This is a genomic window from Streptomyces cyaneofuscatus, assembly GCF_033109485.1.
Classification (GTDB): Bacteria; Actinomycetota; Actinomycetes; order Streptomycetales; family Streptomycetaceae; genus Streptomyces; species Streptomyces cyaneofuscatus.
The window spans coordinates 6,957,755-6,983,216 of sequence record NZ_CP137002.1; the positions used below are offsets into that span (position 1 = coordinate 6,957,755).

The 25,462-nt window shown below is 71.9% G+C and carries 27 protein-coding genes; 18 read left to right on the forward strand and 9 right to left on the reverse strand.

The genetic code is table 11. The features are described from left to right. Window positions 1-37 precede the first annotated feature (37 nt). Complete coding sequence (locus R2B67_RS30705; protein WP_317822542.1) at window positions 38-565, forward strand: NUDIX domain-containing protein; 528 nt, start codon at window positions 38-40, stop codon at window positions 563-565. Window positions 566-630: 65 nt separating this feature from the next. Here the strand turns inward: R2B67_RS30705 and R2B67_RS30710 are convergent, their stop codons facing one another. After that, on the reverse strand, window positions 631-1,491 hold the full coding sequence (locus tag R2B67_RS30710) for a 3-hydroxybutyryl-CoA dehydrogenase (protein WP_018515303.1): 861 nt from the start codon (window positions 1,489-1,491) through the stop codon (window positions 631-633). Window positions 1,492-1,687: 196 nt separating this feature from the next. Here R2B67_RS30710 and R2B67_RS30715 point away from each other — a divergent pair, with 196 nt between their 5' ends. Further along, entirely contained in the window at window positions 1,688-2,944 is a 1,257-nt protein-coding gene (locus R2B67_RS30715; RefSeq protein ID WP_455679983.1) for a glycoside hydrolase family 10-like protein, read from the forward strand. A gap of 52 nt (window positions 2,945-2,996) precedes the next feature. Here the strand turns inward: R2B67_RS30715 and R2B67_RS30720 are convergent, their stop codons facing one another. Both R2B67_RS30720 and R2B67_RS30725 read right to left on the reverse strand, forming a co-directional pair. Beyond that, complete coding sequence (locus R2B67_RS30720) at window positions 2,997-3,206, reverse strand: DUF1918 domain-containing protein (protein WP_018515301.1); 210 nt, start codon at window positions 3,204-3,206, stop codon at window positions 2,997-2,999. Between the two features lie 51 nt (window positions 3,207-3,257). Next, the gene (locus R2B67_RS30725; RefSeq protein WP_317822543.1) at window positions 3,258-4,307 is read right to left on the reverse strand and encodes a DMT family transporter; all 1,050 of its coding nucleotides are present in this window, start codon (window positions 4,305-4,307) and stop codon (window positions 3,258-3,260) included. On the opposite strand from R2B67_RS30725, the gene R2B67_RS30730 reads away from it, so the two are divergent. The 4 genes from R2B67_RS30730 to R2B67_RS30745 all read left to right on the forward strand — a co-directional run bounded on the left by R2B67_RS30730 (window position 4,306) and on the right by R2B67_RS30745 (window position 8,262). Next, window positions 4,306-5,838 (forward strand): aminotransferase-like domain-containing protein, encoded by a 1,533-nt coding sequence (locus R2B67_RS30730; protein ID WP_317822544.1) that lies wholly within the window; start codon window positions 4,306-4,308, stop codon window positions 5,836-5,838. The two genes, R2B67_RS30725 and R2B67_RS30730, sit on opposite strands and share 2 nt — an antisense overlap. A gap of 11 nt (window positions 5,839-5,849) precedes the next feature. Next, window positions 5,850-6,425: a histidine phosphatase family protein gene (locus tag R2B67_RS30735; RefSeq protein WP_161268629.1), complete on the forward strand. Its 576-nt coding sequence runs from the start codon at window positions 5,850-5,852 to the stop codon at window positions 6,423-6,425. A 94-nt stretch (window positions 6,426-6,519) separates the two neighbouring features. After that, window positions 6,520-7,689, forward strand: coding sequence for a serine hydrolase domain-containing protein (locus R2B67_RS30740; protein WP_317822545.1), 1,170 nt, complete (start codon window positions 6,520-6,522; stop codon window positions 7,687-7,689). Window positions 7,690-7,764: 75 nt separating this feature from the next. Next, window positions 7,765-8,262, forward strand: a complete 498-nt coding sequence (locus R2B67_RS30745; RefSeq protein ID WP_317822546.1) for a peptidylprolyl isomerase — start codon at window positions 7,765-7,767, stop codon at window positions 8,260-8,262. A 100-nt stretch (window positions 8,263-8,362) separates the two neighbouring features. Here R2B67_RS30745 and R2B67_RS30750 read toward each other — a convergent pair whose 3' ends face one another. After that, window positions 8,363-8,755, reverse strand: coding sequence for a DUF5997 family protein (locus R2B67_RS30750; protein ID WP_018515295.1), 393 nt, complete (start codon window positions 8,753-8,755; stop codon window positions 8,363-8,365). Window positions 8,756-8,813: 58 nt separating this feature from the next. On the opposite strand from R2B67_RS30750, the gene R2B67_RS30755 reads away from it, so the two are divergent. Both R2B67_RS30755 and R2B67_RS30760 read left to right on the forward strand, forming a co-directional pair. Then, complete coding sequence (locus R2B67_RS30755) at window positions 8,814-9,593, forward strand: LysR family substrate-binding domain-containing protein (RefSeq protein WP_109977019.1); 780 nt, start codon at window positions 8,814-8,816, stop codon at window positions 9,591-9,593. Window positions 9,594-9,841: 248 nt separating this feature from the next. Continuing rightward, window positions 9,842-10,288 carry a peptidoglycan-binding domain-containing protein gene (locus R2B67_RS30760; RefSeq protein ID WP_026242070.1) on the forward strand — a complete coding sequence of 149 codons (447 nt, stop codon included), beginning with the start codon at window positions 9,842-9,844 and terminating at the stop codon, window positions 10,286-10,288. A gap of 142 nt (window positions 10,289-10,430) precedes the next feature. On the opposite strand, the gene R2B67_RS30765 is transcribed toward R2B67_RS30760, so the two are convergent. The 3 genes from R2B67_RS30765 to R2B67_RS30775 all read right to left on the reverse strand — a co-directional run bounded on the left by R2B67_RS30765 (window position 10,431) and on the right by R2B67_RS30775 (window position 13,158). Then, a complete protein-coding gene (locus R2B67_RS30765) occupies window positions 10,431-10,952 on the reverse strand; it encodes an AAA family ATPase (protein ID WP_317822548.1) in 522 nt (173 codons plus the stop codon). A 103-nt stretch (window positions 10,953-11,055) separates the two neighbouring features. After that, window positions 11,056-12,054 (reverse strand): type I glyceraldehyde-3-phosphate dehydrogenase, encoded by a 999-nt coding sequence (gene gap, locus R2B67_RS30770; protein ID WP_317822550.1) that lies wholly within the window; start codon window positions 12,052-12,054, stop codon window positions 11,056-11,058. Between the two features lie 147 nt (window positions 12,055-12,201). Next, complete coding sequence (locus tag R2B67_RS30775) at window positions 12,202-13,158, reverse strand: GlxA family transcriptional regulator (RefSeq protein WP_317822552.1); 957 nt, start codon at window positions 13,156-13,158, stop codon at window positions 12,202-12,204. A 215-nt stretch (window positions 13,159-13,373) separates the two neighbouring features. Here R2B67_RS30775 and R2B67_RS30780 point away from each other — a divergent pair, with 215 nt between their 5' ends. The 6 genes from R2B67_RS30780 to R2B67_RS30805 all read left to right on the forward strand — a co-directional run bounded on the left by R2B67_RS30780 (window position 13,374) and on the right by R2B67_RS30805 (window position 19,072). Next, on the forward strand, window positions 13,374-14,093 hold the full coding sequence (locus R2B67_RS30780) for a hypothetical protein (protein ID WP_317822554.1): 720 nt from the start codon (window positions 13,374-13,376) through the stop codon (window positions 14,091-14,093). Window positions 14,094-14,202: 109 nt separating this feature from the next. Then, window positions 14,203-15,231, forward strand: a complete 1,029-nt coding sequence (gene argC, locus R2B67_RS30785; RefSeq protein ID WP_317822555.1) for an N-acetyl-gamma-glutamyl-phosphate reductase — start codon at window positions 14,203-14,205, stop codon at window positions 15,229-15,231. Then, entirely contained in the window at window positions 15,228-16,382 is a 1,155-nt protein-coding gene (argJ, locus tag R2B67_RS30790; protein ID WP_109977016.1) for a bifunctional glutamate N-acetyltransferase/amino-acid acetyltransferase ArgJ, read from the forward strand. The genes argC and argJ overlap by 4 nt, the downstream gene beginning before the upstream one ends. Further along, window positions 16,379-17,308, forward strand: coding sequence for an acetylglutamate kinase (argB, locus tag R2B67_RS30795; RefSeq protein ID WP_018515286.1), 930 nt, complete (start codon window positions 16,379-16,381; stop codon window positions 17,306-17,308). Before argJ ends, argB begins: the two co-directional genes overlap by 4 nt. Next, window positions 17,305-18,510 carry an acetylornithine transaminase gene (locus R2B67_RS30800; protein WP_109977014.1) on the forward strand — a complete coding sequence of 402 codons (1,206 nt, stop codon included), beginning with the start codon at window positions 17,305-17,307 and terminating at the stop codon, window positions 18,508-18,510. The genes argB and R2B67_RS30800 overlap by 4 nt, the downstream gene beginning before the upstream one ends. Before the next feature lie 25 nt (window positions 18,511-18,535). Further along, window positions 18,536-19,072, forward strand: coding sequence for an arginine repressor (locus R2B67_RS30805; protein WP_018515284.1), 537 nt, complete (start codon window positions 18,536-18,538; stop codon window positions 19,070-19,072). Window positions 19,073-19,078: 6 nt separating this feature from the next. Here R2B67_RS30805 and R2B67_RS30810 read toward each other — a convergent pair whose 3' ends face one another. Then, window positions 19,079-19,789, reverse strand: coding sequence for a L,D-transpeptidase family protein (locus tag R2B67_RS30810; protein WP_317822559.1), 711 nt, complete (start codon window positions 19,787-19,789; stop codon window positions 19,079-19,081). A gap of 127 nt (window positions 19,790-19,916) precedes the next feature. After that, complete coding sequence (locus R2B67_RS30815) at window positions 19,917-20,486, reverse strand: TetR/AcrR family transcriptional regulator (protein WP_237324980.1); 570 nt, start codon at window positions 20,484-20,486, stop codon at window positions 19,917-19,919. A gap of 102 nt (window positions 20,487-20,588) precedes the next feature. Between R2B67_RS30815 and R2B67_RS30820 the strand changes: the two genes are divergently transcribed. From R2B67_RS30820 to R2B67_RS30835, 4 genes are all read left to right on the forward strand, one after another. Beyond that, window positions 20,589-21,500: an alpha/beta hydrolase family protein gene (locus R2B67_RS30820; RefSeq protein ID WP_317822560.1), complete on the forward strand. Its 912-nt coding sequence runs from the start codon at window positions 20,589-20,591 to the stop codon at window positions 21,498-21,500. A 112-nt stretch (window positions 21,501-21,612) separates the two neighbouring features. Then, window positions 21,613-22,806 carry an argininosuccinate synthase gene (locus R2B67_RS30825; protein WP_015607439.1) on the forward strand — a complete coding sequence of 398 codons (1,194 nt, stop codon included), beginning with the start codon at window positions 21,613-21,615 and terminating at the stop codon, window positions 22,804-22,806. A gap of 112 nt (window positions 22,807-22,918) precedes the next feature. Continuing rightward, the gene (argH, locus tag R2B67_RS30830; protein WP_317822561.1) at window positions 22,919-24,346 is read left to right on the forward strand and encodes an argininosuccinate lyase; all 1,428 of its coding nucleotides are present in this window, start codon (window positions 22,919-22,921) and stop codon (window positions 24,344-24,346) included. A gap of 114 nt (window positions 24,347-24,460) precedes the next feature. Beyond that, window positions 24,461-25,432, forward strand: a complete 972-nt coding sequence (locus R2B67_RS30835) for an aldo/keto reductase (protein ID WP_317822562.1) — start codon at window positions 24,461-24,463, stop codon at window positions 25,430-25,432. Window positions 25,433-25,462 lie beyond the last annotated feature (30 nt).

Consider the following 25,462-nt stretch of genomic DNA (forward strand, 5'->3'; position numbering starts at 1 on the left):
GCATGTTGCCCCCAACATGTCGAAAGGCGGCAGAACCGTGCAGTGGACGAACGTAAGCGAACAGAATGTGTATCAGAACCGTTGGTTCCGGGTGAACTTGGCCGATGTGGAGCTGCCCGACGGCAGTCACCTCGACCACTACGTGATCCGGCTGCGGCCGGTCGCCGCGGCCACCGTCGTCAACGCGGCGGACGAGGTGCTGCTGCTCTGGCGCCACCGGTTCATCACCGACAGCTGGGGGTGGGAGCTGGCCGCCGGGGTCGTCGAGGAGGGCGAGGACATCGCGGCGGCGGCGGCCCGTGAGATGGAGGAGGAGACCGGCTGGCGCCCCGGCCCCCTGCGCCCCCTGCTCACCGTGGAGCCCGCCAACGGCCTCACCGACGCCCGCCACCACCTCTACTGGGCAGAAGAGGGGCAGTACACGGGCGCGCCGCAGGACGCCTTCGAGTCCTCACGCCGTGAGTGGATACCGCTGAAGCTCATCCCGGACATGATCGCCCGGGGCGAGGTGCCCGCGGCGAACATGGCGGCGGGGCTGCTGATGCTGCACCACTTGCGGCTCTGAACGGCGCTGTACGCACGAGGAGCCGGCCCCGGGATGTCCGGGACCGGCTCCTCGAGAGGAGGGGGTCAGGCGTACGGGTAGAAGCCCGACCCCGTCTTACGGCCGAGGCGGCCCGCGTCGACCATGCGCTGGAGGAGAGGCGGGGCGGCGTACAGCGGCTCCTTGTACTCGGCGTACATCGAGTCGGCGACCGAGGCGACGGTGTCCAGGCCGATCAGGTCCGCGAGCTTCAGCGGGCCCATCGGGTGGGCGCAGCCCATCTCCATGCCGTTGTCGATGTCCTCGCGGCTCGCGATGCCCGATTCGAACATCCGGATCGCGGAGAGCAGGTACGGGATCAGCAGCGCGTTGACGACGAAGCCGGACCGGTCCTGGGCGCGGATCGGGTGCTTGCCGAGCACGTCCTGCACGACGGCCTCGGCGCGCTTGATCGTCTCGTCCGACGTGGTCAACGCCGGGATCAGCTCGACCAGCTTCTGGACGGGCGCCGGGTTGAAGAAGTGGATGCCGATGACCCGGTCCGGGCGCGAGGTCGCGACGGCCAGCTTCACCAGCGGGATGGAGGAGGTGTTGGAGGCCAGGATCGCGTCCTGACGGGTCACGACCTGGTCAAGGACCTGGAAGATCTCCGTCTTGACCTGCTCGTTCTCCACGACGGCCTCGATGACGAGGTCGCGGTCGGCGAACTCCCCGAGGTCGGTGGTGAAGCTGAGGCGGCCGAGGGTCTCGTCCCGCTCCTCCGCGGTGATCTTGCCGCGTTCGGCGGCCTTCGAGAGGGAGTTGTGCAGCCGGGTGCGGCCGATCTCCAGCGCCTCGCCGGTGGTCTCGGCGACCTTCACTTCGAGGCCGCTGCGCGCGCACACCTCCGCGATACCTGCGCCCATCTGGCCACAGCCGACCACCCCGACGCGTGCAATGTCGGCCATAGAGTCCGTCACCTCGTGCCTTTCGATGTTCTCCGCAGTGCAGGGTCCCGTGTGATTCCGGTGCCCGCTTCGACCCCACGACGTTACTCCGCGAGCCCACCCCCGTGACCTGCGGGTCATCTGGCTACGGACGGGCATCATCCTGTTACGTAGGGCGAGCGGGGTGGTGGTCGACGTGAAGGGACGAGTGTGGCGCATGCGACGTACAGGAATGACCCGGAGATCGCTCGTGGCGGGTGCGGCCGGACTGGTGGCGGCGATGACGACGGGCGGTGACGCGGTGGGCTCTGCCGTACGACAAGGAGGCGGCGATGACCGTCTCGCTCGGGGTGAGCTGCGCGGCGTCTGGGTCGCCACGGTCGCCAACCTGGACTGGCCGTCCAAGAAGGGCCTGACGGCGGCCGCGCAGGAGGCCGAGCTCATCGCCCACCTGGACCGGGCGGTCCGGCTGCGGCTCAACGCGGTGGTGCTCCAGGTCCGCCCCACCGCGGACGCCCTGTGGCCCTCCCCGTACGAACCGTGGGCCGACTGCCTCACCGGCGTCCAGGGCCAGGACCCGGGGTGGGACCCGCTCGCCACCGCGGTCCGGGAGGCGCACGACCGGGGCCTGGAGCTGCACGCCTGGTTCAACCCGTACCGGGTGGCGAACCACACGGACCCCGCCCGCCTCAGCGCCTCCCACCCGGCCCGGCGCAACCCCGACTGGGTCCTGCCGTACGGCGGGAAGCTCTACTACGACCCGGGGCTGCCGGAGGTCCGCCGCTTCGTCCAGGACGCGATGCTGGACGCCGTGCGCCGCTACGAGATCGACGCGGTGCACTGGGACGACTACTTCTACCCGTATCCGGTGGCGGGGGAGGCGTTCAAGGACGACGCCGCGTACGAGCGGTACGGGGGCGGCTTCCCGGACCGGGCGGCCTGGCGCCGCGACAACGTGGACCGGCTGGTGCGCGAGATGGGTGAGCGGATCCGGGAGACCCGGCAGGGCGTGCGGTTCGGCATCAGCCCCTTCGCCGTCTGGCGGAACAAGGCCACCGACCCGCTGGGCTCCGACACCCGGGCGGGCGTGGAGACGTACGACGACCTGCACGCCGACACCCGTAAGTGGGTCAGGGAAGGGTGGATCGACTACATCTGCCCGCAGATCTACTGGCACATCGGCCTCGCCACCGCCGACTACGCCAAGGTTCTCGCCTGGTGGGCCGCCACCGTGCGGGGCACGGGTGTGGGGCTGTACGTGGGGGAGGCGCTGTACAAGGCGGGTGACCCGGCCCAGCCCGCGCCCTGGCAGGACCCGGCGGAGCTCTCCCGCCATCTCACCCTCGCCCGGGACCACGACGAGGTGGGCGGGCACATCTTCTTCTCCGCCAAGCATGTGGCGGCGGACCGCATCGGCGCGATGGCCCGGGTGGTCGCCGACCACTACCAGGACCGGGTGCGCGCACCGCGCTGACCCGGGGAGATGAGGGGCCGGGGCCGCTCGGACCCCGGCCCCGGTCCTCCTCCTACTGCGGCTGCCGGCCCTGCGGCGCCTCGATGTGCTGGACGACGCTGTCGGGGCCGGGGGACATCAGGTGCTCGTGGCCGTCGGGGAAACGGAGCCGGTACGGAGGGGCGCCCCCGTCCCCGAGCACTTCGATGATCTCTGCGACCCGGTCGTGCTGTCCCACGGTCCTGCCGTGCATCAGCAGCCGGTCGCCCGCGTGTGCCTCCATCGGGAGTGACCTCCTCACGGTGACGGTCCCCGCCTGTCCGTACAGCCAAGTCTATGACCGTACGGGCCCGGTTTCCCCTGCTGAACGCGGCGCCGACCGGCCCCGGCGGCCCGTCCGCTGGGTGGCGGCGATGCAGACCAGCACCGCCACCGCCGCGAGCGGAGCCGCCGCCGACACCTCCTCGCCGAGCAGCAGGAACGACCACGCCAGCGTCAGCAGCGGCTGCGCGAGCTGGAGTTGGCTGGCCCGGGGGACACCGATCTCGGCCATGCCCTTGTACCAGACGTACAGCCCGAAGAACGTCGATCCGGCGGCCACCCAGACCAGGCCGAGGACGCCGTGCGCGGTGAGGTGGACCGGCTCCAGCGGCACGGCCACCGCGCTGCCCGCGACCGCGAGCGGCAGGCACAGGATCAGCGCCCAGCCGATCACCTGCCACCCCGGCATCACCCGGGCCAGCCGGCCGCCCTCCGTGTACCCGGCCGCGCACACCAGCAGCGCGCCGAAGAGATACAGATCGCCCGAGGTCAGGGCGCCGCCGCTCTGCTGCACGGTGAAGCCGATGACGACGGCCGCCCCGGCGAGGGCCGCGACCCAGAACGTACGGGAAGGGCGTTCGCCGGTACGGAGGGACCCCAGCACCGCCGTCGTCAGCGGCAGCAGCCCCACGACCACGGCCGCGTGCGAGGTGGTGGAGGTCTGGAGGGCGAGGGTCGTCAGCAGTGGAAACCCGATCACCACACCGCCCGCCACCACCGCGAGCCCGCCCCAGTGGCGGCGCGCGGGCACCGGTGCCCGGACCGCCAGCAGGAAGCCGCCCGCGATCAGGGCGGCGAGCGTGGAGCGCAGGGCGACGAGGGACCAGGGGCCGAAGCTCTCCAGGCCCCAGGCGGTGGAGGGGAAAGTGAGCGAGAACGCGACGACGCCGAGCGCGGCGAGGAGCGTGCCACGGCGGGCGGGGGCCTGTGCGGTGTGCGGGGTGGGGGCCTCGGTGGTGTGCGGGGCCGCGTCCAGGGCGGGTGTCGGGGAGGTCTCCGTACCCTCCGTACCGGCATCGACCGCTATCGTTCCGGACCTGGTAGCGCTATCCTGTGCTCTCATGCAAGAGCGTAGCAGCGTCGCCGAACTGGTCACTTCCCTGCGGGCCGAGCTCAACCGCTACTCACCCGGCGGAAAGCTGCCGTCCAGCCGCGCGCTCGTCGAACGCTTCCGGGTCAGCCCGGTCACCGTCTCCCGCGCCATCGCCCAGCTCGCCGCCGAAGGGCTCGTCACCACCCGCCCCGGCTCCGGCGCCTTCCGGGCCGAGCCGCGTGCCGAGGTGCCCGCCCCCGGTGACACGTCCTGGCAGGAGGTGTCGCTGAGCGGCGACGGCGGACCCGAGGTCGTGCCCCGTACGGTCGACGCCTCCGGGGTCCTGGCCACCCTCGCCGCACCACCGCCCGGCACCATCGAGTTCAACGGCGGCTACCTCCACGCCTCCCTCCAGCCGGAGCGGGCCCTGGCCGCCGCCCTCGCCCGGGCCGGCCGCCGCCCGGGTGCCTGGGGCCGCCCGCCCACGGACGGGCTGCCCGAACTGCGGTCCTGGTTCGCCCGCGAGATCGGCCCGGCCCTCTCCGGCGCCGACGTCCTGATCACCGCGGGTGGCCAGAGCGCCCTGGCCACCGCCCTGCGCGCCCTCGCCCCGCCCGGCGCCCCGGTCCTGGTGGAGTCGCCCACCTACCCCGGCATGCTCGCCGTCGCCCGCGCCACGGGGCTGCGCCCGGTCCCCGTCCCGATGGACGCGGACGGGGTCCGGCCCGAGCTGCTCGCCGACGCTTTCCGGGCCACCGGCGCCCGGGTCCTCGTCACCCAGCCGCTCTTCCAGAACCCCACCGGAGCCACCCTCGCCCCCGCCCGCCGGCCCGAGGTCCTGGCGATCGCCCGGGCGGCCGGGGCGTTCGTCATCGAGGACGACTTCGCCCGCCGGCTCGTCCACGAGGACGCCGGGCCGCTCCCGGCGCCGCTGGCCGCCGACGACCCCGACGGGGTGGTCGTCCACGTCTGCTCGCTCACCAAGGTCACCTCGCCGAGCCTCCGGGTCGGCGCGCTGGCCGCTCGGGGCCCGGTGCTGGAGCGCCTGCGCGCCATCCAGGTCGTCGACAGCTTCTTCGTACCGAGGCCGCTCCAGGAGGCCGCGCTCGAACTCGTCGGCTCCCCGTCGTGGGGCCGCCACCTGGCCGCGGTGGCGGCGGAGCTGGGGAGCCGCCGTACGGTGATGGCCGCTGCCCTCCGCTCCGGGCTGCCGGAGTTCGCCCTGCCCCACGTGCCGGCGGGCGGCGGCAGCCTCTGGGCACGGATCCCGGCGACCGGCGCGGGGACGGGCCCCGACGAGGCGGCCGTCGCCTCCGCCGCCCTGCGCGCCTCGGTCGCCATCGCCCCGGGGAGTCCGTACTTCTGCGCCGAACCCCCGGCGGGACACGTACGGCTGAGCTTCGCCGCGGTCTCCGGGGCGGCCGAGATCGCGGAGGGCGTGCGCCGGCTCCGTGCGGCGTACGACGGGCTCCGGGCCCCGGCGCCGTCCGGCACACCTGACCGGGGTGAGGCCGGGGCCCTCTTGACCGGACAGGCGTTCGGCACCACGATCCGGCCATGACGCATCCCGCCATGACGCATCGGGTCACCCTGGTCGCGGCGGCGCGCACGTCGCCCCGCCTGGCCGAGCGCTTCGACGACGACCGGCCGCTCGACCAGGCCGGCTGGCACGAGGTGCAGCTCGTCGCCCACACCCTGGTCCCGCTCGGGGCGGCCGAACTGCGTTACTGCTCGCCCACCCCGCGCAGCCGTGCCACCGGCGATGCACTCGGCTACGCCCCGATGGTCCAACCCGCCCTGCGCGACTGCGACATGGGCCGCTGGCGCGGGATGACCCTGGCCGAGGTCGCCGCCCGCGAACCGGCCGCCGTCGCCGCCTGGCTCGCCGACCCGGGCGGCTCCCCGCACGGCGGCGAATCCCTCCTCGCCTTCATCGGGCGGATCGGGGGCTGGCTGGACACCCGCCCGGCCTGCGACGGGTTCATCGTCGCCGTCGCCGAACCCGCCGTGATCCGCGCGGCCCTGGTCTACGCGCTGAACGTGCCGCCGACGGCGTACTGGAACGTGGACGTCCGCCCGCTCTCCACGATCACGCTCGCGGGCGCGCCCGGCCGCTGGAGCCTGAGCCTGGAGTCCGGCGTCCGCTGACGCCCGGCTCCGGCGGGCACGCTCCCTTCCCACCGGTCCGACCGGTCGGTACGTTGCAGGGGCATCGGTCCCGCCACATACCGAAGGAGCCCAGGTGCCGCAGATCCACGGCCACTGCGACGACCGCTTCACCGGCGTCCGGGACGCCTTCGAGGAGAACTTCACCGCCCGCCGCGAACTGGGCGCGGCGGTCACCGTCCTCGCCGACGGCGTCCCCGTGGTGGACCTCTGGGGCGGCTGGGCGGACGCGGCCCGCACCCGCCCCTGGGAGCGGGACACCGTCGTCAACGTCTGGTCCACGGGCAAGGGCCCCACCGCGCTCTGCGCCCACATCCTGGCCGACCGGGGGCTGCTCGACCTGGACGCCCCCGTGGCGACGTACTGGCCGGAGTTCGCGGCGAACGGCAAGGGGTCCGTCCTCGTACGCCACCTCCTCTCCCACCGCTCCGGGGTCGCCGGAGTCGGCACCCCCCACACCCTGGACGAGCTGTACGACTGGGAGCTGACCTGCGCCCGGCTCGCCGCCACCACGCCCATGTGGGAGCCCGGGACCCGGTCCGGCTACCACGCGATCTCGTACGGATTCCTCGTCGGCGAGGTGGTCCGCCGGGTCACCGGGATGCTGCCCGGGGAGTTCCTGCGGCAGGAGATCACCGGACCGCTGGGCATCGACTTCACCTTCGGCCTCCCCGAGAAGGAGACCCACCGGCTCGCCGAACTCGTCCAGGAACGCGCCGACCGCGACGCCCAGGCCGCGCTGCTGGCCCGGATGGCGCCGGTGGCCGTCGCCTCCCTGCTCAACCCGCCCACCGGCCGGGCCGCCGCCAACACGCCCGGGTGGCGCGCCGCCGAGATCCCCGCCGCCAACGGCCACGGCACCGCCCGCGCCATCGCCGCGCTCTACGGGGTCCTCGCCGGACGCGGCAGCCTCGACGGCCACCGGATCCTCTCCGAGCAGGCCGCCGAACGGGTCCGCGAGAGCCAGGGCGCCTGCCGCGACCTGGTTCTCGGCGACGCCTTCGCCCATGAGACGGAGATCGCCCTCGGTCTCTGGCTGAGCGGCCGCAACCGCTCCTACGGCCCCGACCCGCGGGCGATGGGCCACGACGGCGCGGGCGGTTCCTGCGGTCTGGCCGACCCGGACGCGGGAATCGCCCTCGGGTACGTCATGAACCGGATGGGCTCCGGCGTGGCGGACGACCCACGGAAGACGGCCCTGGTGAACGCGGTGTACGCGGCCGTCGGGGACACCGCCCGGCGATGATCGGAACACGGCATTCCACACCGCCGACCCAACCCGGGTTTCGCCTGCGGTTGCCAGGAATGTGAGGATGTCACCATGACAACCAAGGTCTACTTCGACATCACCATCGACGACGCGCCCGCAGGGCGGATCACGTTCAACCTGTTCGACGACGTCGTCCCCAAGACGACGGAGAACTTCCGCGCGCTCGCCACCGGCGAGAAGGGCTTCGGCTACGCCGGCTCGTCCTTCCACCGCGTCATCACCGACTTCATGCTCCAGGGCGGGGACTTCACCCGCGGCGACGGCACCGGCGGCAAGAGCATCTACGGCGAGAAGTTCGCCGACGAGAACTTCAAGCTCAAGCACGACCGCGTGGGCCTGCTCTCGATGGCCAACGCCGGCCCGAACACCAACGGCTCGCAGTTCTTCATCACCACGGTGCTCACCCCGTGGCTGGACGGCAAGCACGTGGTCTTCGGCGAGGTCGCCGACGACGACAGCATGAAGCTCGTCCGCAAGATCGAGGCGCTCGGCTCCTCCAGCGGCCGCACCCGCGCCAAGGTCACCATCGCCGAGTCCGGCGCTCTCTGACCGAAGCAGGGCCTTCGGGCCCGGCGTGCTCCCGGCATGCAGGAAGCCCGGCCGACGCGATGCGTCGGCCGGGCTTTCCGGTCTCTTCCGTGGGCCGCGGTCAGTTCGACCGGGCGGCGCGCTCCGCGTTGCGCTCCTTGATGCGGGCGGCCTCCTTGCGGACCTCGGCCTGGGTGGCCCGCTCCTTCTGGAGCCACTCGGGCATCTCGTCCTTGAGGGCGTCGACCTGCTCGGTGGTGAGGGCGTCGGTGATCCCGCCGCGGGCGAGTCCCGCGATGGAGATGCCGAGCTTCGCCGCGACCACCGGGCGGGGGTGCGGTCCGGTGCGGCGCAGCTCGACCAGCCACGCGGGCGGGTCGGTCTGGAGGGCGTTGAGCTCGGTGCGCGAGACGGCACCCTCCTGGAACTCGGCGGGGGTGGCCTGGAGGTACACACCCAGCTTCTTCGCCGCGGTGGCGGGCTTCATGGTCTGGGCGGTCTTGTGCGACGTCATGGGTCCAGGGTATCGACCACAGGACATACCTCCGACCACGGACCGGTAGCCTGAACCCGTGACAGGCTCGGACATCCCCTCATCCTTCAGGCTCGCGTACGTCCCCGGCGTGACGCCGACCAAGTGGGTGAGGGTCTGGCACGAGCGACTGCCCGGCACCCCGCTGGAGCTGATCCAGGTCCCTCCGGCCGACGCGGGCCGGCTGCTGGCGGACGGCGGCGCGGAGGCCGGACTCGTACGGCTCCCGGTCGACCGGGACGTCCTCAGCGCGATCCCCCTCTACACCGAGACGACGGTCGTGGTGATCCCCAAGGACCACGCCGCCACAGCCGCGGAGGAGATCACGCTCCCCGATCTGGCGGACGAGATCGTCCTGCACCCGCTCGACGACGTCCTGGACTGGGAGACCCTCCCCGGCCGCCCCGCGATCGAACGCCCTGCCTCCACGGCGGACGCCATCGAGCTGGTGGCGGCGGGCGTGGGCGTGCTCCTCGTCCCGCAGTCCCTGGCCCGCCTGCACCACCGCAAGGACCTCACCTACCGGCCGGTCCTGGAGGCCCCCGAGTCCCGCGTGGCCCTGTCGTGGCCGCAGGAGGAGCCCACTCCCGACCTGGTGGAGGAGTTCATCGGCATCGTCCGAGGGCGCACGGTCAACAGCACCCGGGGCCGCGCGGCCACCCCGCCGCAGCCGTCGGCGAAGGAGAAGGCCAAGGCGAAGGCCAAGCGGGCGGGCACGGCGACCGGCTCCGCGCGCAAGCAGGCGGCCACGGGCCGCCGCGCGGGAACCCCCAAGGGCGGCAAGCCCACGGGCAAGCGCGGAAAGCCGCGCGGCCGCTAGAACCGGACGCCCACCCCCGTACGACCGCTCGTCCCAGCCCTCCTCAGCGCCCCCCGTGTCCCTCGCATCCCTCGCATCCCGACGTCCCGTCGGACAGATACCGCGGACGACGTCCCAGCAGGTCAGAGGGTGGGAATTCCCGGGGTTGCGTCACTTCCCCGGCAGCGGTGGTGGCCCACGCCCCCCGTCCCGCAGGGTTGTCGTCAGCCGGCCGGTGCGGTCGGCTCCGAACAGGGGAGGCAACGTACATGCGAGCCATGACGAGGACGTTCGTGAGTGTCGCCACCGCCGTGGGTATCGCGGCCGGAACGATGACGGCGGCGGGCACCAGCTTCGCGGCGACGCCGGCCCAGCAGGCCCCGGCGGTCAGCGCCCAGCAGGTCGCGCCGCTCGCGGTCGTCAACCTCGGCCTGAGCAACGCACAGGCGAAGGAGGTCCAGCGCTGGCTGGCACGCTCCTGGAACTACACGGGCGCCATCGACGGCCAGCTCGGCACCAACAGCTGGAAGGCGTTCCAGCGCTTCCTGAGGTCGGCCGCCAACTACAACGACTCCATCGACGGAGTCGTCGGACCCAACACGGTCAAGGCCCTCCAGCGCTGGCTGAAGGCGCACTACGGCTACACCGGCGCGATCGACGGCGTCGCCGGACCGGGCACCCAGGCGGCGTTCAAGCGATTCGCCAACGCCCGCTGATTCTCGGGTGAGCGGCTTCGCCCAAGGATGAGGAGCACGGCGGGTCCGCAGTTGAGGGGAGCGGACCTTGCCGTGCTCTTCGCCGCGAGCGGATGGCGTACGTCCGGCGCAGCGGCGAACAGGTCGACAGAGCCCTCGTACGCTACGACCTGACGGCTCCCGCGACCCGCTCGGCGGCCTCCGCAGGCGTCAGGTGCGTGGTGTCGACGACCTCGGCCGCGCTGTGCAGCCAGGTGCGGGCCGCCTCGGCGTAGGGCTCCAGGTACCGGACGCGGAAGGCGGAGGGGCCCATGTCCGTGTCCCCCTCGATGCGCCCGCGGAGGGTCTCCTGGTCGGCGTGGAGCACGAAGTGCCGTAGGGGAATGGCGTGTCGGGCGAGGCCGCTGCTGATCTCGCGCCAGTACGGCTCGACCAGGACGGTCATGGGCATCACCAGAGTGCCGCCGGTGTAGTCGAGCACCTGGCGGGCGGTCTCGACCACGAGCGACCGCCACGGCGGCCAGTGCTGGAAGTTGTCCGTCCGGGACAGCGCCGGCGTGATGTCCATGAGCGTCTCGCCGACCTTCTCGGCGTCGAACACCCGCGAATCCGGAAGGAGTTGCTGCACGAGTGCACTGGTCGTCGTCTTGCCTGCGCCATGGGTGCCGTTGAGCCATACGATCATGGGCTCACGCTAATGCCCTCTCGCCCGGCCAGGGCGAGAGGGCGTCCGGGACCTGGACCGTGCGACGAGCCCCGGGGGCGGTCCGTCCGCCCCCGGGGTACGGTCAGCGGCCGGCGAGGAGTTCGAGCGTGTCGATCACGCGGTTCGAGAAGCCCCACTCGTTGTCGTACCAGGCGACCACCTTGACGTGGCGGCCGTCGACGCGGGTGAGAGCCGAGTCGAAGATCGCCGAGGCGGGATTGCCCGTGATGTCGGACGACACGAGCGCGTCGTCCGAGTACTCGAGTACGCCGGCGAGCGGGCCTTGTGCGGCGGCGCTGTAGGCCGCCAGCACGTCCTCGCGCGTCACGTCGCGGGCGACGGTCGTGTTGAGTTCGACGATCGATCCCACCGGAACCGGTACGCGGATCGAGTCGCCGGACAGCTTGCCGTCGAGGTTCGGCAGCACGAGGCCGATCGCCTTGGCGGCACCCGTCGTGGTCGGCACGATGTTGACGGCGGCGGCGCGGGCGCGGCGCGCGTCGCGGTGCGGGCCGTCCTGGAGGTTCTGCTCCTGCGTGTAGGCGTGCACCGTCGTCATGAAGCCGTGCTCGATACCGGCGAGGTCGTCGAGCACCTTCGCCAGCGGTGCGAGCGCATTGGTCGTGCAGGAGGCGTTCGAGACGATCGTGTGCGCCGCCGGGTCGTACGCGTCGGTGTTGACGCCGTACGCGAGCGTGACATCGGCGCCGTCCGCCGGCGCACTGACGAGTACCTTCTTCGCACCCGCGTCGAGGTGCGCGCGGGCAGCCTTAGCCGAGGTGAAGCGGCCGGTCGCCTCCAGCACGATGTCGACGCCGAGCTCGGCCCACGGCAGCTGCGCCGGTTCGCGCTCGGCGAGCACGGTGATGCGGCGGCCGTCGACCACGAGGGTGTCCCCGTCGACGGTCACCGGGCGCCCGAGCCGACCGGCCGTGCTGTCGTAGGCGAGCAGCCGGGCGAGAGCGGCGGGCTCCGTCAGGTCGTTCACGGCGACGACCTCAAGGGCACTGTCGCGCTCCAGCAGTGCGCGCAGCACATTGCGTCCGATGCGGCCGAATCCGTTGATGGCGATGCGAGTCATGAATGGTGTCCCTTCCGTTCCCCACCAGGCTCGCTCGCGGCCGACGCGGCTGACAGTGGCGGGATCGCCACGGTTCAAAAGGATCGCGCCAAGCGGGTGCCGGGGCGAGCCACGCCGTGCCGGGCGCGCCATGCGGCGCCGGGCGTCCTACGCGCCGCGCGTGAACGTACGCCGGTACTCGCTCGGTGTGGTGCCGAGGATGCGCTGGAAGTGCAGCCGCAGATTGGCGCCGGTGCCGAGCCCGATGTCGGCGGCGATCTGCTCGACGCTCCGCTCCGAGCGCTCCAGCAGTTCGCGCGCCACGTCGATGCGGGCGCGCATCACCCACTGCATCGGTGTGTAGCCGGTCTCCTCGACGAACCGCCGGGAGAACGTGCGCGGCGACACCCCCGCCTGCCGTGCGAGGGTGTCGAGGGTGAGGGGCTCGCCGAGCCGGTGCAGCGCCCACTCCCGGGTGGCGGCGAACCGCTCACCGAGCGGCTCGGGCACGCTGCGCGGCACGTACTGCGCCTGACCGCCGCTCCGGTAGGGGGCCGCTACCAGCCGCCGGGCCGCGTGGTTGGACGCGGCCACCCCGAGGTCGCCGCGCAGGATGTGCAGGCACAGGTCGATGCCGGAGGCGGCGCCGGCCGAGGTGAGCACGCTGCCCTCGTCGACGAACAGGACGTTCTCGTCGACCCGGACGAGCGGATGCCTCGCCGCGAGGGCCCGCGTGTAGTGCCAGTGCGTCGTGGCGCGCTTGCCGTCGAGCAGCCCCGTGGCGGCGAGCGCGAAAGCGCCCGTGGAGATGGCGGCGAGCCGCGCCCCCCGGTCATGAGCCCGGATCAGCGCGTCGACGACGGCCTGCGGCGGGTCCTCACGGTCCGGAAACCGGTAGCCGGGGACGAAGACGATGTCGGCCCACTCAAGGGTGCGCAGACCGTGCGCCACGGAGTACGACAGGCCGTCACCGCCGGTCACGAGACCGGATTCGGCGCCGCAGACCCTCACCTCGTACGGCATGCTCGCGCGGGTCGTGAACACCTGCGCGGGGATACCGACGTCGAGCGGCTTGGCCCCCTCCAGCACGAGGACGGCGACGCGATGCGGAGACGGGGCGGGCACGGGGAAAGGGTACGCGGGGTGGGGCGCCGGCGAAGATCGCCGAGGGGGCCATCCGTCGCAGCCGGCGAGCGTGTTGCGTTCGCCGAGCCGGGCGCGGTTGAAGCCGGTACGCCCAGGGCATGGAACTGTACGGGCTCTCCCACGGGACGTAGGTGGCGCCGAAAGTCTGTGAGGCATGCATGGTCGGTTCGCGGACGCCGAGGCCGGGGAACCTGTTGGAGCGCTGGGATCAGCGAGGGCTGGCCGTCGCTTGTCTGGTCGCCGTCTGCGGATCAGTGACTGCCGCGCTCTTCGGGCTGTCCGCTGCTTGGCAGATGCCCTTCTTGTTCACGGCGGTATACGCGATCCTGCGCTCCCTCGTCCCGCTCACCGAGTCGCGGCAGGAGCTGGCCGATCTCCGAGCCGAGGTCGAATCGCTGCGGCGCGACTTCGACCAGGTGAACTCGTCACGTATAGAGCACTATCCGGACGCGGCGTCCTTCTACAGGGCGGAGATCGACTATCTCGTCGACCGCAGCCCCAGCCATATGGACGCCTGGTACATGCGGCTTGAGACGCCGGATGATTTCAGTGCGTCGTCTGCCGCATTCTCGGAATACTTCCAGGCGGTACTCGACTGGGCGGACAACGGCGGATCGGTACGGCGTCTGTTCTGCCTCGGCTCGTCCAGAGGGTATGCCAGTTGGACATCACGGCACCGGGAACAGACCCGTCACCTGCGCAGCTACAGCATCCGCCAGGTGACCTGGCCCATCAAGGCCGACCTTATGAGCATGGCCATCATGGACATGAGCGCGGTGTTCCTCGCTTTCACCGTCGGCGACCGGGTCCAGGGCATGCGCATCGAGGACAGCGAGGCCGCAGCGTACTTCAAGTCGTACTTCGACCGGCACTGGGAGAACGCCAGGGAGGTGCCCCGTCTCCCCCTGCCTTGAGTCCTGCCTTGAGTCCAGGCTCGACGTGCCCCGGGGATAATCAGGGTGCCCCTGATTGCATAAAAGTGCGACGCTGCGTATAGTCATGCCATCGACGAGGAGGGTTCCGATGGTGGTACGCGCAGCGGTGGCAGGGGCGAGCGGATACGCCGGCGGTGAGCTGCTCCGACTCCTGCTGGCGCACCCCGGCGTCGAGATCGGTGCCCTCACCGGCCACTCCAACGCCGGGCAGACGCTCGGCTCACTCCAGCCGCACCTGCGGCCCCTGGCCGGCCGGGTGCTGGAGCCCACCACCGCCGAGGTGCTCGCCGGGCACGACGTCGTCTTCCTGGCGCTGCCGCACGGGCAGTCCGCCGCCGTCGCCGAGCAGCTCGGGGACGAGGTCCTCGTCGTCGACATGGGGGCCGACTTCCGGCTGAAGGACGCGGGGGACTGGGAGACGTTCTACGGGTCCCCGCACGCCGGGACCTGGCCCTACGGGCTGCCCGAGCTGCCGGGCGGGCGGGCCGCGCTCGCCGGGTCGAAGCGGATCGCGGTGCCGGGGTGCTACCCGACCGCCGTGTCCCTCGCGCTCTTCCCGGCGTACGAGGCCGGTATCGCCGAGCCGGAGGCCGTCATCGTCGCCGCGTCGGGCACGTCGGGTGCGGGCAAGGCGGTCAAGCCGCATCTGCTCGGCTCCGAGGTGATGGGCAACATGACCCCGTACGGCGTCGGCGGCGGGCACCGCCACACCCCCGAGATGATCCAGAACCTCAGCGCCGCCGCCGGGCAGCCCGTCACCGTCTCCTTCACGCCCACCCTCGCGCCCATGCCGCGCGGCATCCTCGCCACGTGCAGCGCGAAGGCCGAGCCGGGCGTGAGCGCGGAGTCCCTGCGCGCGGTGTACGAGAAGGCGTTCGCGGACGAGCCGTTCGTGGACCTCCTGCCCGAGGGGCAGTGGCCCGCCACCGCCGCGGTGTACGGCTCCAACGCCGTACAGGTCCAGGTCGCGTACGACGAGGCCGCCGGGCGGATCATCGTCGTCACCGCCATCGACAACCTCGCCAAGGGCACCGCGGGCGGCGCCCTGCAGAGCATGAACATCGCCCTCGGGCTCCCCGAGGACACAGGTCTCACGACGATCGGAGTTGCACCGTGAGCGTCACGGCAGCACAGGGATTCTCGGCGGCGGGCATCGCCGCCGGAATCAAGGAGAGCGGTAACCCGGACCTGGCCCTCGTGGTCAACCACGGGCCCCGTCGCGCCGCCGCGGGCGTCTTCACCTCCAACCGTGTCAAGGCTGCCCCGGTCCTCTGGTCCGAGCAGGTCCTCAAGGGCGGCGAGGTCACCGCCGTCGTCCTCAACTCCGGTGGCGCCAACGCCTGTACGGGTCCCAAGGGGTTCCAGGACACCCACGCGACCGCCGAGAAGGTCGCCGAGGTGCTGGAGGGGCACAGTGCGGGAGAGGTGGCCGTCGCCTCCACCGGGCTCATCGGCATCCTGCTCCCCATGGACAAGCTGCTCCCCGGCATCGAGCAGGCCGCCGCCGCCCTCAGCGAGCACGGCGGTGAGAAGGCCGCCATCGCCATCAAGACCACCGACACCGTGCACAAGACGGCCGTCGCGGGCGGCGAGGGCTGGACCGTCGGCGGCATGGCCAAGGGCGCGGGCATGCTCGCCCCCGGCCTCGCCACCATGCTCGTCGTCCTCACCACCGACGCCGATGTGCCCGCCCCGCAGCTGGACGCCGCCCTCCGCGACGCCACCCGGACCACCTTCGACCGGGTCGACTCCGACGGCTGCATGTCCACCAACGACACCGTGCTGCTGCTCGCCTCCGGCGCCAGCGGCATCACCCCGGAGCAGGGCGCGTTCGCGGAAGCCGTACGGGCCGTCTGCGACGACCTCGCCCGGCAGCTCATCGGGGACGCCGAGGGCGCCTCCAAGGACATCCGGATCGAGGTGATCAACGCGGCCACCGAGGACGACGCCGTCGAGGTCGGCCGGTCCATCGCCCGTAACAACCTCCTCAAGTGCGCCATCCACGGCGAGGACCCCAACTGGGGCCGTGTCCTCTCCGCCATCGGCACGACAAAGGCGGCCTTCGAGCCGGACCAGCTCAACGTCGCCATCAACGACGTCTGGGTCTGCAAGAACGGCGGCGTCGGCGAGGACCGCGACCTGGTCGACATGCGCTACCGGGAGGTCAAGATCACCGCAGACCTCGCCGCCGGCACCGAGTCCGCCGTCATCTGGGCCAACGACCTCACCGCGGACTACGTCCACGAGAACAGCGCGTACAGCTCATGAGCGCCGCGCGGAAACACACCGCACTCCCGAAGGCGCAGATCCTCATCGAGGCGCTGCCCTGGCTGACCCGGCACAACGGCAAGACCGTCGTCATCAAGTTCGGTGGCAACGCCATGATCGACGAGGAGCTGAAGGCCGCCTTCGCCCAGGACGTCGTCTTCCTGCGGCACGCCGGGCTCAAGCCCGTCGTCGTGCACGGCGGCGGCCCGCAGATCAGCGCCCAGCTCGACAAGCAGGGCCTGGTCAGCGAGTTCAAGGCCGGGCTGCGGGTCACCACCCCCGAGGCGATGGACGTCGTACGGATGGTGCTCGCCGGACAGGTCCAGCGCGAACTGGTCGGCCTCCTCAACCAGCACGGCCCCCTCGCCGTCGGCATGACCGGCGAGGACGCCCACACCATCACCGCCACCCAGCACCGGCCCACCATCGACGGCGAGTCCGTCGACATCGGCCGGGTCGGCGAGATCACCGCCATCGACACCGGGGCCATCCAGGCGCTGCTCGACGACGGCCGCATCCCGGTCGTCTCCTCCATCGCCCGCTCCGCCGACGACCACCACGTCTACAACGTCAACGCCGACACCGCGGCCGCCGCGCTCGCCGCCGCCCTGAACGCCGAGACGCTGATGGTCCTCACCGACGTGGAGGGGCTGTACGAGGACTGGCCCAACAGCGACGACGTCATCAGCCGGCTGACCGCCAGTCAGCTGGAGAAGCTGCTGCCCGAGCTGTCCAGCGGCATGGTCCCCAAGATGCAGGGCTGTCTGCACGCCGTGCGCAACGGCGTCGAGACCGCCCGCGTCATCGACGGGCGGGTCCAGCACTCGATCCTGCTGGAGATCTTCACCGACGAGGGCATCGGCACGATGGTCGTGCCGGACGCCCCCATCGACGTACACACAGGGCCTGAACTGGGGGAATCATGACCGGTACCGACAGCAGCGGACTCACCTCGCGGTGGCAGGGCGCGCTGATGGACAACTACGGCACGCCCCGCCTGCCGCTCGTCCGCGGCGAAGGCGCGTACGTCTGGGGCGAGGACGGCACCCGCTACCTCGACTTCGTCGGCGGCATCGCGGTCAACGCCCTCGGCCACGCCCACCCGGCCGTCGTCGAGGCCGTCTCCACCCAGGTCGCCTCGCTCGGCCACGTATCGAACCTGTTCATCGCGGAGCCGCCGGTCGCGCTCGCCGAGCGGCTGCTCCAGCTGTTCGGCCGGCCGGGCCGGGTCTTCTTCGCCAACTCCGGAGCCGAGGCCAACGAGGCCGCCTTCAAGATCGGCCGGCTCACCGGGCGCGGTCACATGGTCGCCACCGACGGCGGCTTCCACGGCCGGACCATGGGCGCGCTCGCGCTGACCGGCCAGCCCGGCAAGCAGGAGCCGTTCGTCCCGCTGCCCGGTGATGTCACGCATGTGCCGTACGGAGACGTGGACGCCCTGCGCGCAGCGGTGACCACCGACACCGCCCTGGTCATCATCGAGCCGATCCAGGGCGAGAACGGCGTCGTCGTCCCGCCCAAGGGCTATTTGGAGGCGGCCCGGGAGATCACCCGCGCCACCGGCACGCTGCTCGTCCTGGACGAGGTGCAGACCGGGATCGGCCGCTGCGGCCAGTGGTTCGAGCACCAGGCCCACCAGGGCGTGGAGCCTGACCTCGTCACGCTCGCCAAGGGACTCGGCGGCGGCCTCCCGATCGGCGCGACCGTCGCGTTCGGCCCGGCGGCCGACCTGCTGAAGCCGGGTCACCACGGCACCACGTTCGGCGGCAACCCGATCGCGTGCGCCGCCGGACTCGCCGTCCTGGACACCCTCGCGGCCGACGGCGCCCTCGACGAGGTCAAGCGGCTCGGCGAGAAGATCCGCGACGGGGTGGAGGCGCTGGGACACCCCCTGGTCTCCCATGTCCGCGGCAGTGGCCTGCTGCTGGGTATCGTGCTCACCGGACCCCTCGCACCGCAGGTGCAGCAGGCGGCCCAGGGAGCCGGCCTCCTGGTGAACGCGCCCGCCCCCGATGTCGTACGGCTCATGCCGCCGCTGATCATCGGTGACGCGGAGGTGGACGCGTTCCTGGAGATCCTGCCGGGAGCTCTCGACGCGGCACACGGGGACGGACGATCCGGAGCATGACCCTCCGGAGAATGAGGCGACGACGATGACCGAGGCGCAGGAAACCGAGCACGGCGGGCCGTCCGTGCCGCAGACCCGCACCGCCCGCCACCGCCGGATCGTGGACATCCTGAACCGGCAGCCGGTCCGCTCGCAGAGCCAGCTGGCCAAGCTCCTCGCCGACGACGGGCTGAGCGTCACCCAGGCGACGCTCTCCCGCGACCTCGACGAGCTGGGCGCGGTCAAGATCCGCAACACCGGCGGCGAGCTGATCTACGCGGTGCCCAGCGAGGGCGGATTCCGCACCCCGCAGGCGCCGCTGGGCGGCTCCGCCAAGGAGGAGCGGATGCGCAGGCTCTCGGCCGAACTGCTCATCTCGGCGGAGGCATCGGCCAACCTCGTGGTGCTCCGTACGCCGCCGGGCGCCGCGCAGTTCCTCGCCTCGGCCATCGACCAGGCCGAACTGCACGACATCCTCGGCACCATCGCCGGGGACGACACGCTGATGCTCATCAGCCGCGACCCGGCCGGCGGCCAGGCGCTCGCCGACCACCTGCTGAGGCTCGCTCAGAACGACCGGTGACCTCTTCTAATAGCGCGTGATCGCGGTCGGGCCCGAGCTGGTCCCGACCGCGATGTGCGGCCGCCGCTCCGGGTCCGCCCACGCCAGGATCTCCGCCATGGCGTCGGCGGGCACGGACACACAACCCGCCGTCGCCCCGCGCCCGTTGACATGCAGGAAGATCCCGGCGCCCCGATTGCGTACCGGACGCTCGTAGTTGAAGCCGATCACCAGCGCGTGGGCGTACTGCGTCCCGTACGAGACCAGGTGCTCGGCCTCGTCCGCCCGGCAGTCGGCGGGGCGTGGTTCCACCCAACGGTTGTACGACGCCGAGGCGTTGTCCTGGCACCACCAGGAGTCCTCGTTCACCTCGCGGTAGGCGTACCGCGTCCCGGCCGGGGCCTCCTGGATCCCGAAGGCGTACGGCAGGTCGTAGAGGCCGGTGGGGGTGGTGCTGGTGCCCTGCTCGCGGGTCGCGCCATCGGCCAGCCCGTTCGCCCCGAACCGCGCGGGCGCCGACCCCGCCGCCACCCACCTGCCCCCGCGCCGCTCCCACCAGGTCACCGTGCCGGTGGTGGAGGTGGTGTCCGGTGCCTCGGCGGTGATGAGCTGGGAGCCGCCGCCGGTGTCCGCCAGCCGGTACGGCAGGGGCGGTACGTCGGAGGCGGTGGCGGCCCCGAGGGAGCCCAGGGCCAGAGCGAGCAGGACGGCGAAGGTCGGGAGAGATCGTCGGCGCATGCTCCGGACCGTACGGCGACCGCACCCGGCCGCCCACCGGACCTGCTCCGTACGGCCCAGCGGCCGCCTCTCCGCGCGATGCACGGGAAGCCGCGCGAGGCACCGAAAGCCGGCCCGGGTTTGTTCGCTAGGCCGGGCGGTGGCATCCCGCGAGAAGCGTCGCGACCATGCGCCGGGCGTCGGCCCGCTCGTAGTCGGGGCCGGTGATGCAGAGGTTCCCGATGGCGCGCATGAGCGTGTAGGCGCTGATGCCGGGGCTCACCTCATCGGCGGCGGCGCAGGCGTCGAGCAGCGTCGCACAGGCCGGGACCAGGGTGTCGAGCATGAGGGCGTGGAGGTTCTCCAACCCCGGATCGTCGGACCCCAGGGCGGCGCCCAGGCCGTGCTTGGTCACCAGGAACTCCACGAACGCGTCCACCCAGACGGTGAGAGCGGTGAACGGGGAGGCCGATTCCGCCAGGAGCTGGGGCGCGAGGGCGGCGCAGGTGTCGATCTGGTGCCGGTAGACGGCGGTGACGAGGTCCGCCCGGGTCGGGAAGTTCCGGTAGATCGTCCCCACGCCCACACCGGCGCGTTCGGCGATGTCGCGGACGGGGGCCTGGACCCCCTGGTCCACGAAGACCGCCGAAGCTGCCGCCAGCACGCCGCTGCGGGTGCGCTGCGCCTGGGCTCGGCGTGCTCCGACCGGTTCCGGCACGGGATCCTCCATTGCTCGCGGAACAATGTTCCGCTAAATTGGCGGAACGATGCTCCGCCAAATTATGGCAGAGCTCCACCATGGAGAAAGCGCAGGTCCCCCATGTCTTCCCGCCCCCTCGCCCGGCCCGTCGTCGCGGTCAAGCCCATCGCCGTCCCCGCGCCCGGTCGCGGCCTCGACCTCCAGGTGAAGGTCACGGCCCCGCTGTCGGGCCAGGGCCTGCCCGTCATCGTGTTCTCCCACGGCAACGCCTGGTCCCTGGATGGATACGAGCCCCTCGTCGACCGGTGGGCCGCCGCCGGGTTCGTCGTGGTGCAGCCCACCCACCTGGACTCCCGCCGCAACGGCATCGGATGGGAGGACCCGCGCTTCGCCACCATCTGGCGCGTCCGGATCGCCGACCTCCATGCGGTCCTCGACGGCCTCGGCGACATCCTGCGCCAGGCCGGCGGCCTGGAGTCCCGCGTCGACCGGGGGCGCGTCGCGGTCGTCGGCCACTCCTGGGGCGCCCAGAGTGCCGGTGCGATCCTCGGTGCGCGGGTGCTCGACGCCGACGGCGTTCCCGGCGAGGACTTCTCCCACCCGGCGGTCTCGGCCGGCGCGCTGATCGCGGCGACCGGAACCGGCGACACGCTCACCCCGTTCGCCGCCGAGCACCTTCCGTTCATGCGGCCGGACTACTCCACCATGACCACCCCGGCCCTGGTCGTCGCGGGCGGCAAGGACCAGTCGCAGCTCTCCACCCGGGGCCCGGAGTGGTTCACCGACGCCTACCACCTCAGCCCGTCCCCGAAGGCCTTGCTCGCCATCGCCGAGGGTGAGCACACCCTGGGCGGCCTGGCCGGCGAGATGGCCGCCGAGACCACCGACGAGGACCCGGCCCGCGTCGCCCTCGTCGCCGGCGCGGTCTCCGCCTACCTCCTCGACGCCTTCACGCTCGACGCGACCGCATGGCCCGCCCTGGGTGAGGCCGACGCGTCCGGTGGCGGCGCGTGGACCATCGCCCGCAAGTGAGTGCGGGCAGCTCGCGCGACCGTGCTCACCCCACCTGACCTGCTGCTTTGACAAACCATACGGAGGGCCGCATAGTTATACCCATCAGTGATTGCACCGTAAGGAGAAACCCGTGACCGAGCGCGTCGTACTCGCCTACTCGGGCGGCCTGGACACCTCCGTCGCCATCGGCTGGATCGCCGAGGAGACGGGCGCCGAGGTCATCGCCGTTGCCGTGGACGTCGGCCAGGGCGGCGAGGACCTGGACGTCATCCGCAAGCGCGCGCTCGCCTGCGGTGCCGTCGAAGCCGAGGTCGCGGACGCCAAGGACGAGTTCGCCGAGGAGTACTGCCTCCCGGCGATCAAGGCCAACGCCCTCTACATGGACCGCTACCCGCTGGTCTCGGCCCTCTCCCGGCCGACGATCGTCAAGCACCTCGTCGCCGCCGCCAAGAAGCACAACGCCGGGATCGTCGCCCACGGCTGCACCGGCAAGGGCAACGACCAGGTCCGCTTCGAGGCCGGTATCTCCGCGCTCGGCCCCGACCTGAAGTGCATCGCCCCGGTCCGCGACTACGCGATGACCCGGGACAAGGCGATCGCCTTCTGCGAGGAGAAGAACCTCCCGATCGCGACCACCAAGAAGTCCCCGTACTCCATCGACCAGAACGTCTTCGGACGGGCCGTCGAGACGGGCTTCCTGGAGGACATCTGGAACGCGCCGATCGAGGACATCTACGAGTACACCTCCAACCCCGCCACCCCGCGCGAGGCCGACGAGGTCGTCATCTCCTTCAAGGAGGGCGTGCCGGTCGCCATCGACGGCCGTCCCGTCACCGTTCTCCAGGCGATCCAGCAGCTCAACGAGCGGGCCGGTGCTCAGGGCATCGGCCGGATCGACATGGTCGAGGACCGGCTCGTGGGCATCAAGTCCCGTGAGGTGTACGAGGCGCCCGGCGCGATCGCGCTGATCACCGCTCACCAGGAGCTGGAGAACGTCACCGTCGAGCGCGAGCTGGCCCGCTACAAGCGGCAGGTCGAGCAGCGCTGGGGCGAGATGGTCTACGACGGCCTGTGGTTCTCCCCGCTGAAGCGGGCCCTGGACGGCTTCATCAACGAGGCCAACCAGCACGTCACCGGTGACATCCGGATGACCCTGCACGCGGGCCGCGCCGTCGTCACCGGCCGGAAGTCCGACGAGTCGCTGTACGACTTCAACCTCGCCACCTACGACTCGGGCGACACCTTCGACCAGTCCAAGGCGCAGGGCTTCATCGAGCTCTTCGGTCTCTCCTCGAAGATCGCGGCCAAGCGCGACCTCGCCTGACCCCTCTCGTTGTACAGCCGCCTCCCCGTCCGCACGCGGCAGGGAGGCGGCCGCATATCCGCACCTGGGCCGACGCCTTGGCCTTTGCCTTTGCTTTTTTGAGGAGCACGCAGTGAGCAGCAACAACGGTGACGTCCGGCTCTGGGGCGCGCGTTTCGCCGACGGACCGGCCGAGGCGCTGGCCAAGCTGTCGGCCTCCGTCCACTTCGACTGGCGGCTCGCGCCGTACGACATCGCCGGCTCCCGCGCCCACGCCCGCGTCCTCAACAAGGCGGGCCTGCTCACCGAGGACGAGCTGACCCGGATGCAGGAAGGCCTCGACCAGCTCGAAGCCGATGTCGCCGACGGCTCGTTCACCGGGACCATCGCCGACGAGGACGTCCACACCGCCCTGGAGCGCGGGCTCCTGGAGCGGCTCGGCCCCGACCTCGGCGGCAAGCTGCGGGCCGGCCGGTCGCGGAACGACCAGATCGCCACCCTCTTCCGGATGTACCTCCGCGACCACGCCCGGATCATCGGCGGCCTCATCGCCGACCTCCAGGGCGCGCTGGTCGGCCTCGCCGAGGCCCACCCGGACGTGGCGATGCCGGGCCGCACCCACCTCCAGCACGCCCAGCCGGTGCTCTTCGCCCACCATGTGCTCGCCCACGTCCAGTCGCTGTCCCGGGACGCCGAGCGGCTGCGCCAGTGGGACGAGCGGACGGCCGTCTCCCCGTACGGCTCCGGGGCGCTCGCCGGCTCCTCGCTCGGGCTGGACCCGGAGGCGGTCGCCGCCGACCTCGGCTTCGAGCACGGTTCGGTCGCCAACTCCATCGACGGCACCGCCTCGCGGGACTTCGTCGCCGAGTTCGCGTTCATCACCGCGATGATCGGCGTCAACCTCTCCCGGATCGCGGAGGAGGTCATCATCTGGAACACGAAGGAGTTCTCCTTCGTCACCCTCCACGACGCCTTCTCCACCGGCTCCTCGATCATGCCGCAGAAGAAGAACCCGGACATCGCGGAGCTGGCCCGGGGCAAGTCCGGCCGCCTCATCGGCAATCTGACCGGGCTGCTCGCCACGCTGAAGGCCCTCCCGCTCGCGTACAACCGCGACCTCCAGGAGGACAAGGAGCCCGTCTTCGACTCCTGCGACCAGCTCGAAGTCCTGCTCCCCGCCTTCACCGGCATGATGGCCACCCTCACCGTCAACCGCGAGCGCATGGAGGAGCTGGCCCCCGCCGGCTTCTCGCTCGCCACCGACATCGCGGAGTGGCTGGTCCGGCAGGGCGTGCCGTTCCGGGTCGCGCACGAGGTCGCGGGCGCCTGCGTCAAGGAGTGCGAGCAGCACGGCATCGAGCTCGACGAGCTCACCGACGAGCAGTTCGCGAAGATCTCCGAGCACCTCACCCCGGAGGTCCGCACCGTCCTCAACGTGCGTGGCGCCCTCGCCTCCCGCAACGGCCGGGGCGGAACAGCCCCCTCCGCCGTCGCCGTACAGCTCGCCGAGGTGAAGAAGGACCTGGAGGCGCAGAACGCCTGGGCGACCGCCCGCCGGTAGCCGGCCGGAGGGCCGAGCAGCGGTACGTACGGTGTCGTCGCAGGTGTACGAAAGGTGTCGCGGGCTACGTTGACCGGGGTAGGAGTATCCGCAACCGACCCCGAGGAGCCCGCGATGCCCTTCACCGCCCTGGCCACCGCGACGACCCCGACCGCCCACATCGGACTGGGTCTCGCGGCCGTCGGCAGGCCCGGATACATCAACCTCCACCGGGACCAGGACTTCCCCGACGGCCGGGACGTGGAGGACCTGCGCGCCCGTACGCACGAGCTGCTGGACGCGGCGTACGCGCAGGGCGTCCGGTACGTCGACGCGGCCCGCTCCTACGGCCGGGCCGAGGAGTTCCTGGGGGAGTGGCTGGACGCCCGGCCCTCCTTCACCGACCTCGTCGTCGGCTCCAAGTGGGGGTACACCTACACCGCCGACTGGCGCACCGAGGCCGAGGCCCACGAGGTCAAGGACCACAGCCTCGCCACCTTCGAGCGCCAGCGCGCCGAGACCCGCGAACTCCTCGGCGACCGGCTCGACCTCTACCAGATCCACTCGCTCACCCCCGACAGCCCGGCCCTCGCCGACAAGGAACTCCACGAGCGCCTGGCCGCCCTCGCCGCCGAGGGGGTCGCCGTCGGCTTCTCCACCAGCGGCCCCGACCAGGCCGACGCCATCCGGGCCGCGCTCGCGCTCACCGTCGACGGCAACCCCCTCTTCCGTACGGTCCAGGCCACCTACAACGCCCTGGAGACCTCGGCCGCCCCTGCTCTCGCCGAGGCCCACGAGGCCGGGCTCACCGTGATCGTCAAGGAGGGCATGGCCAACGGGCGGCTGGCCGGAGACGAGGCGCCCGCCGTGTTCCGCGAGATCGCCGCCGACGCGGGGGTGGGCGGCGACGCGGTGGCCCTGGCGCTCGTCCTGCACCAGCCCTGGGCCGGGGTCGTCCTCTCCGGCGCCGCCACCGTCACCCAGCTCGCCGGGAACCTGCACGCACCCGTCGTCGACCTGGACGAGGAGCAGCGGGACCGGCTGGAGGCCCTGGTGGAGGAGCCGGAGTCGTACTGGCGCCACCGCGCGGCCCTTCCCTGGCACTGAGCACGCGCGGCCCCGCCCGGCCCCAGGAGC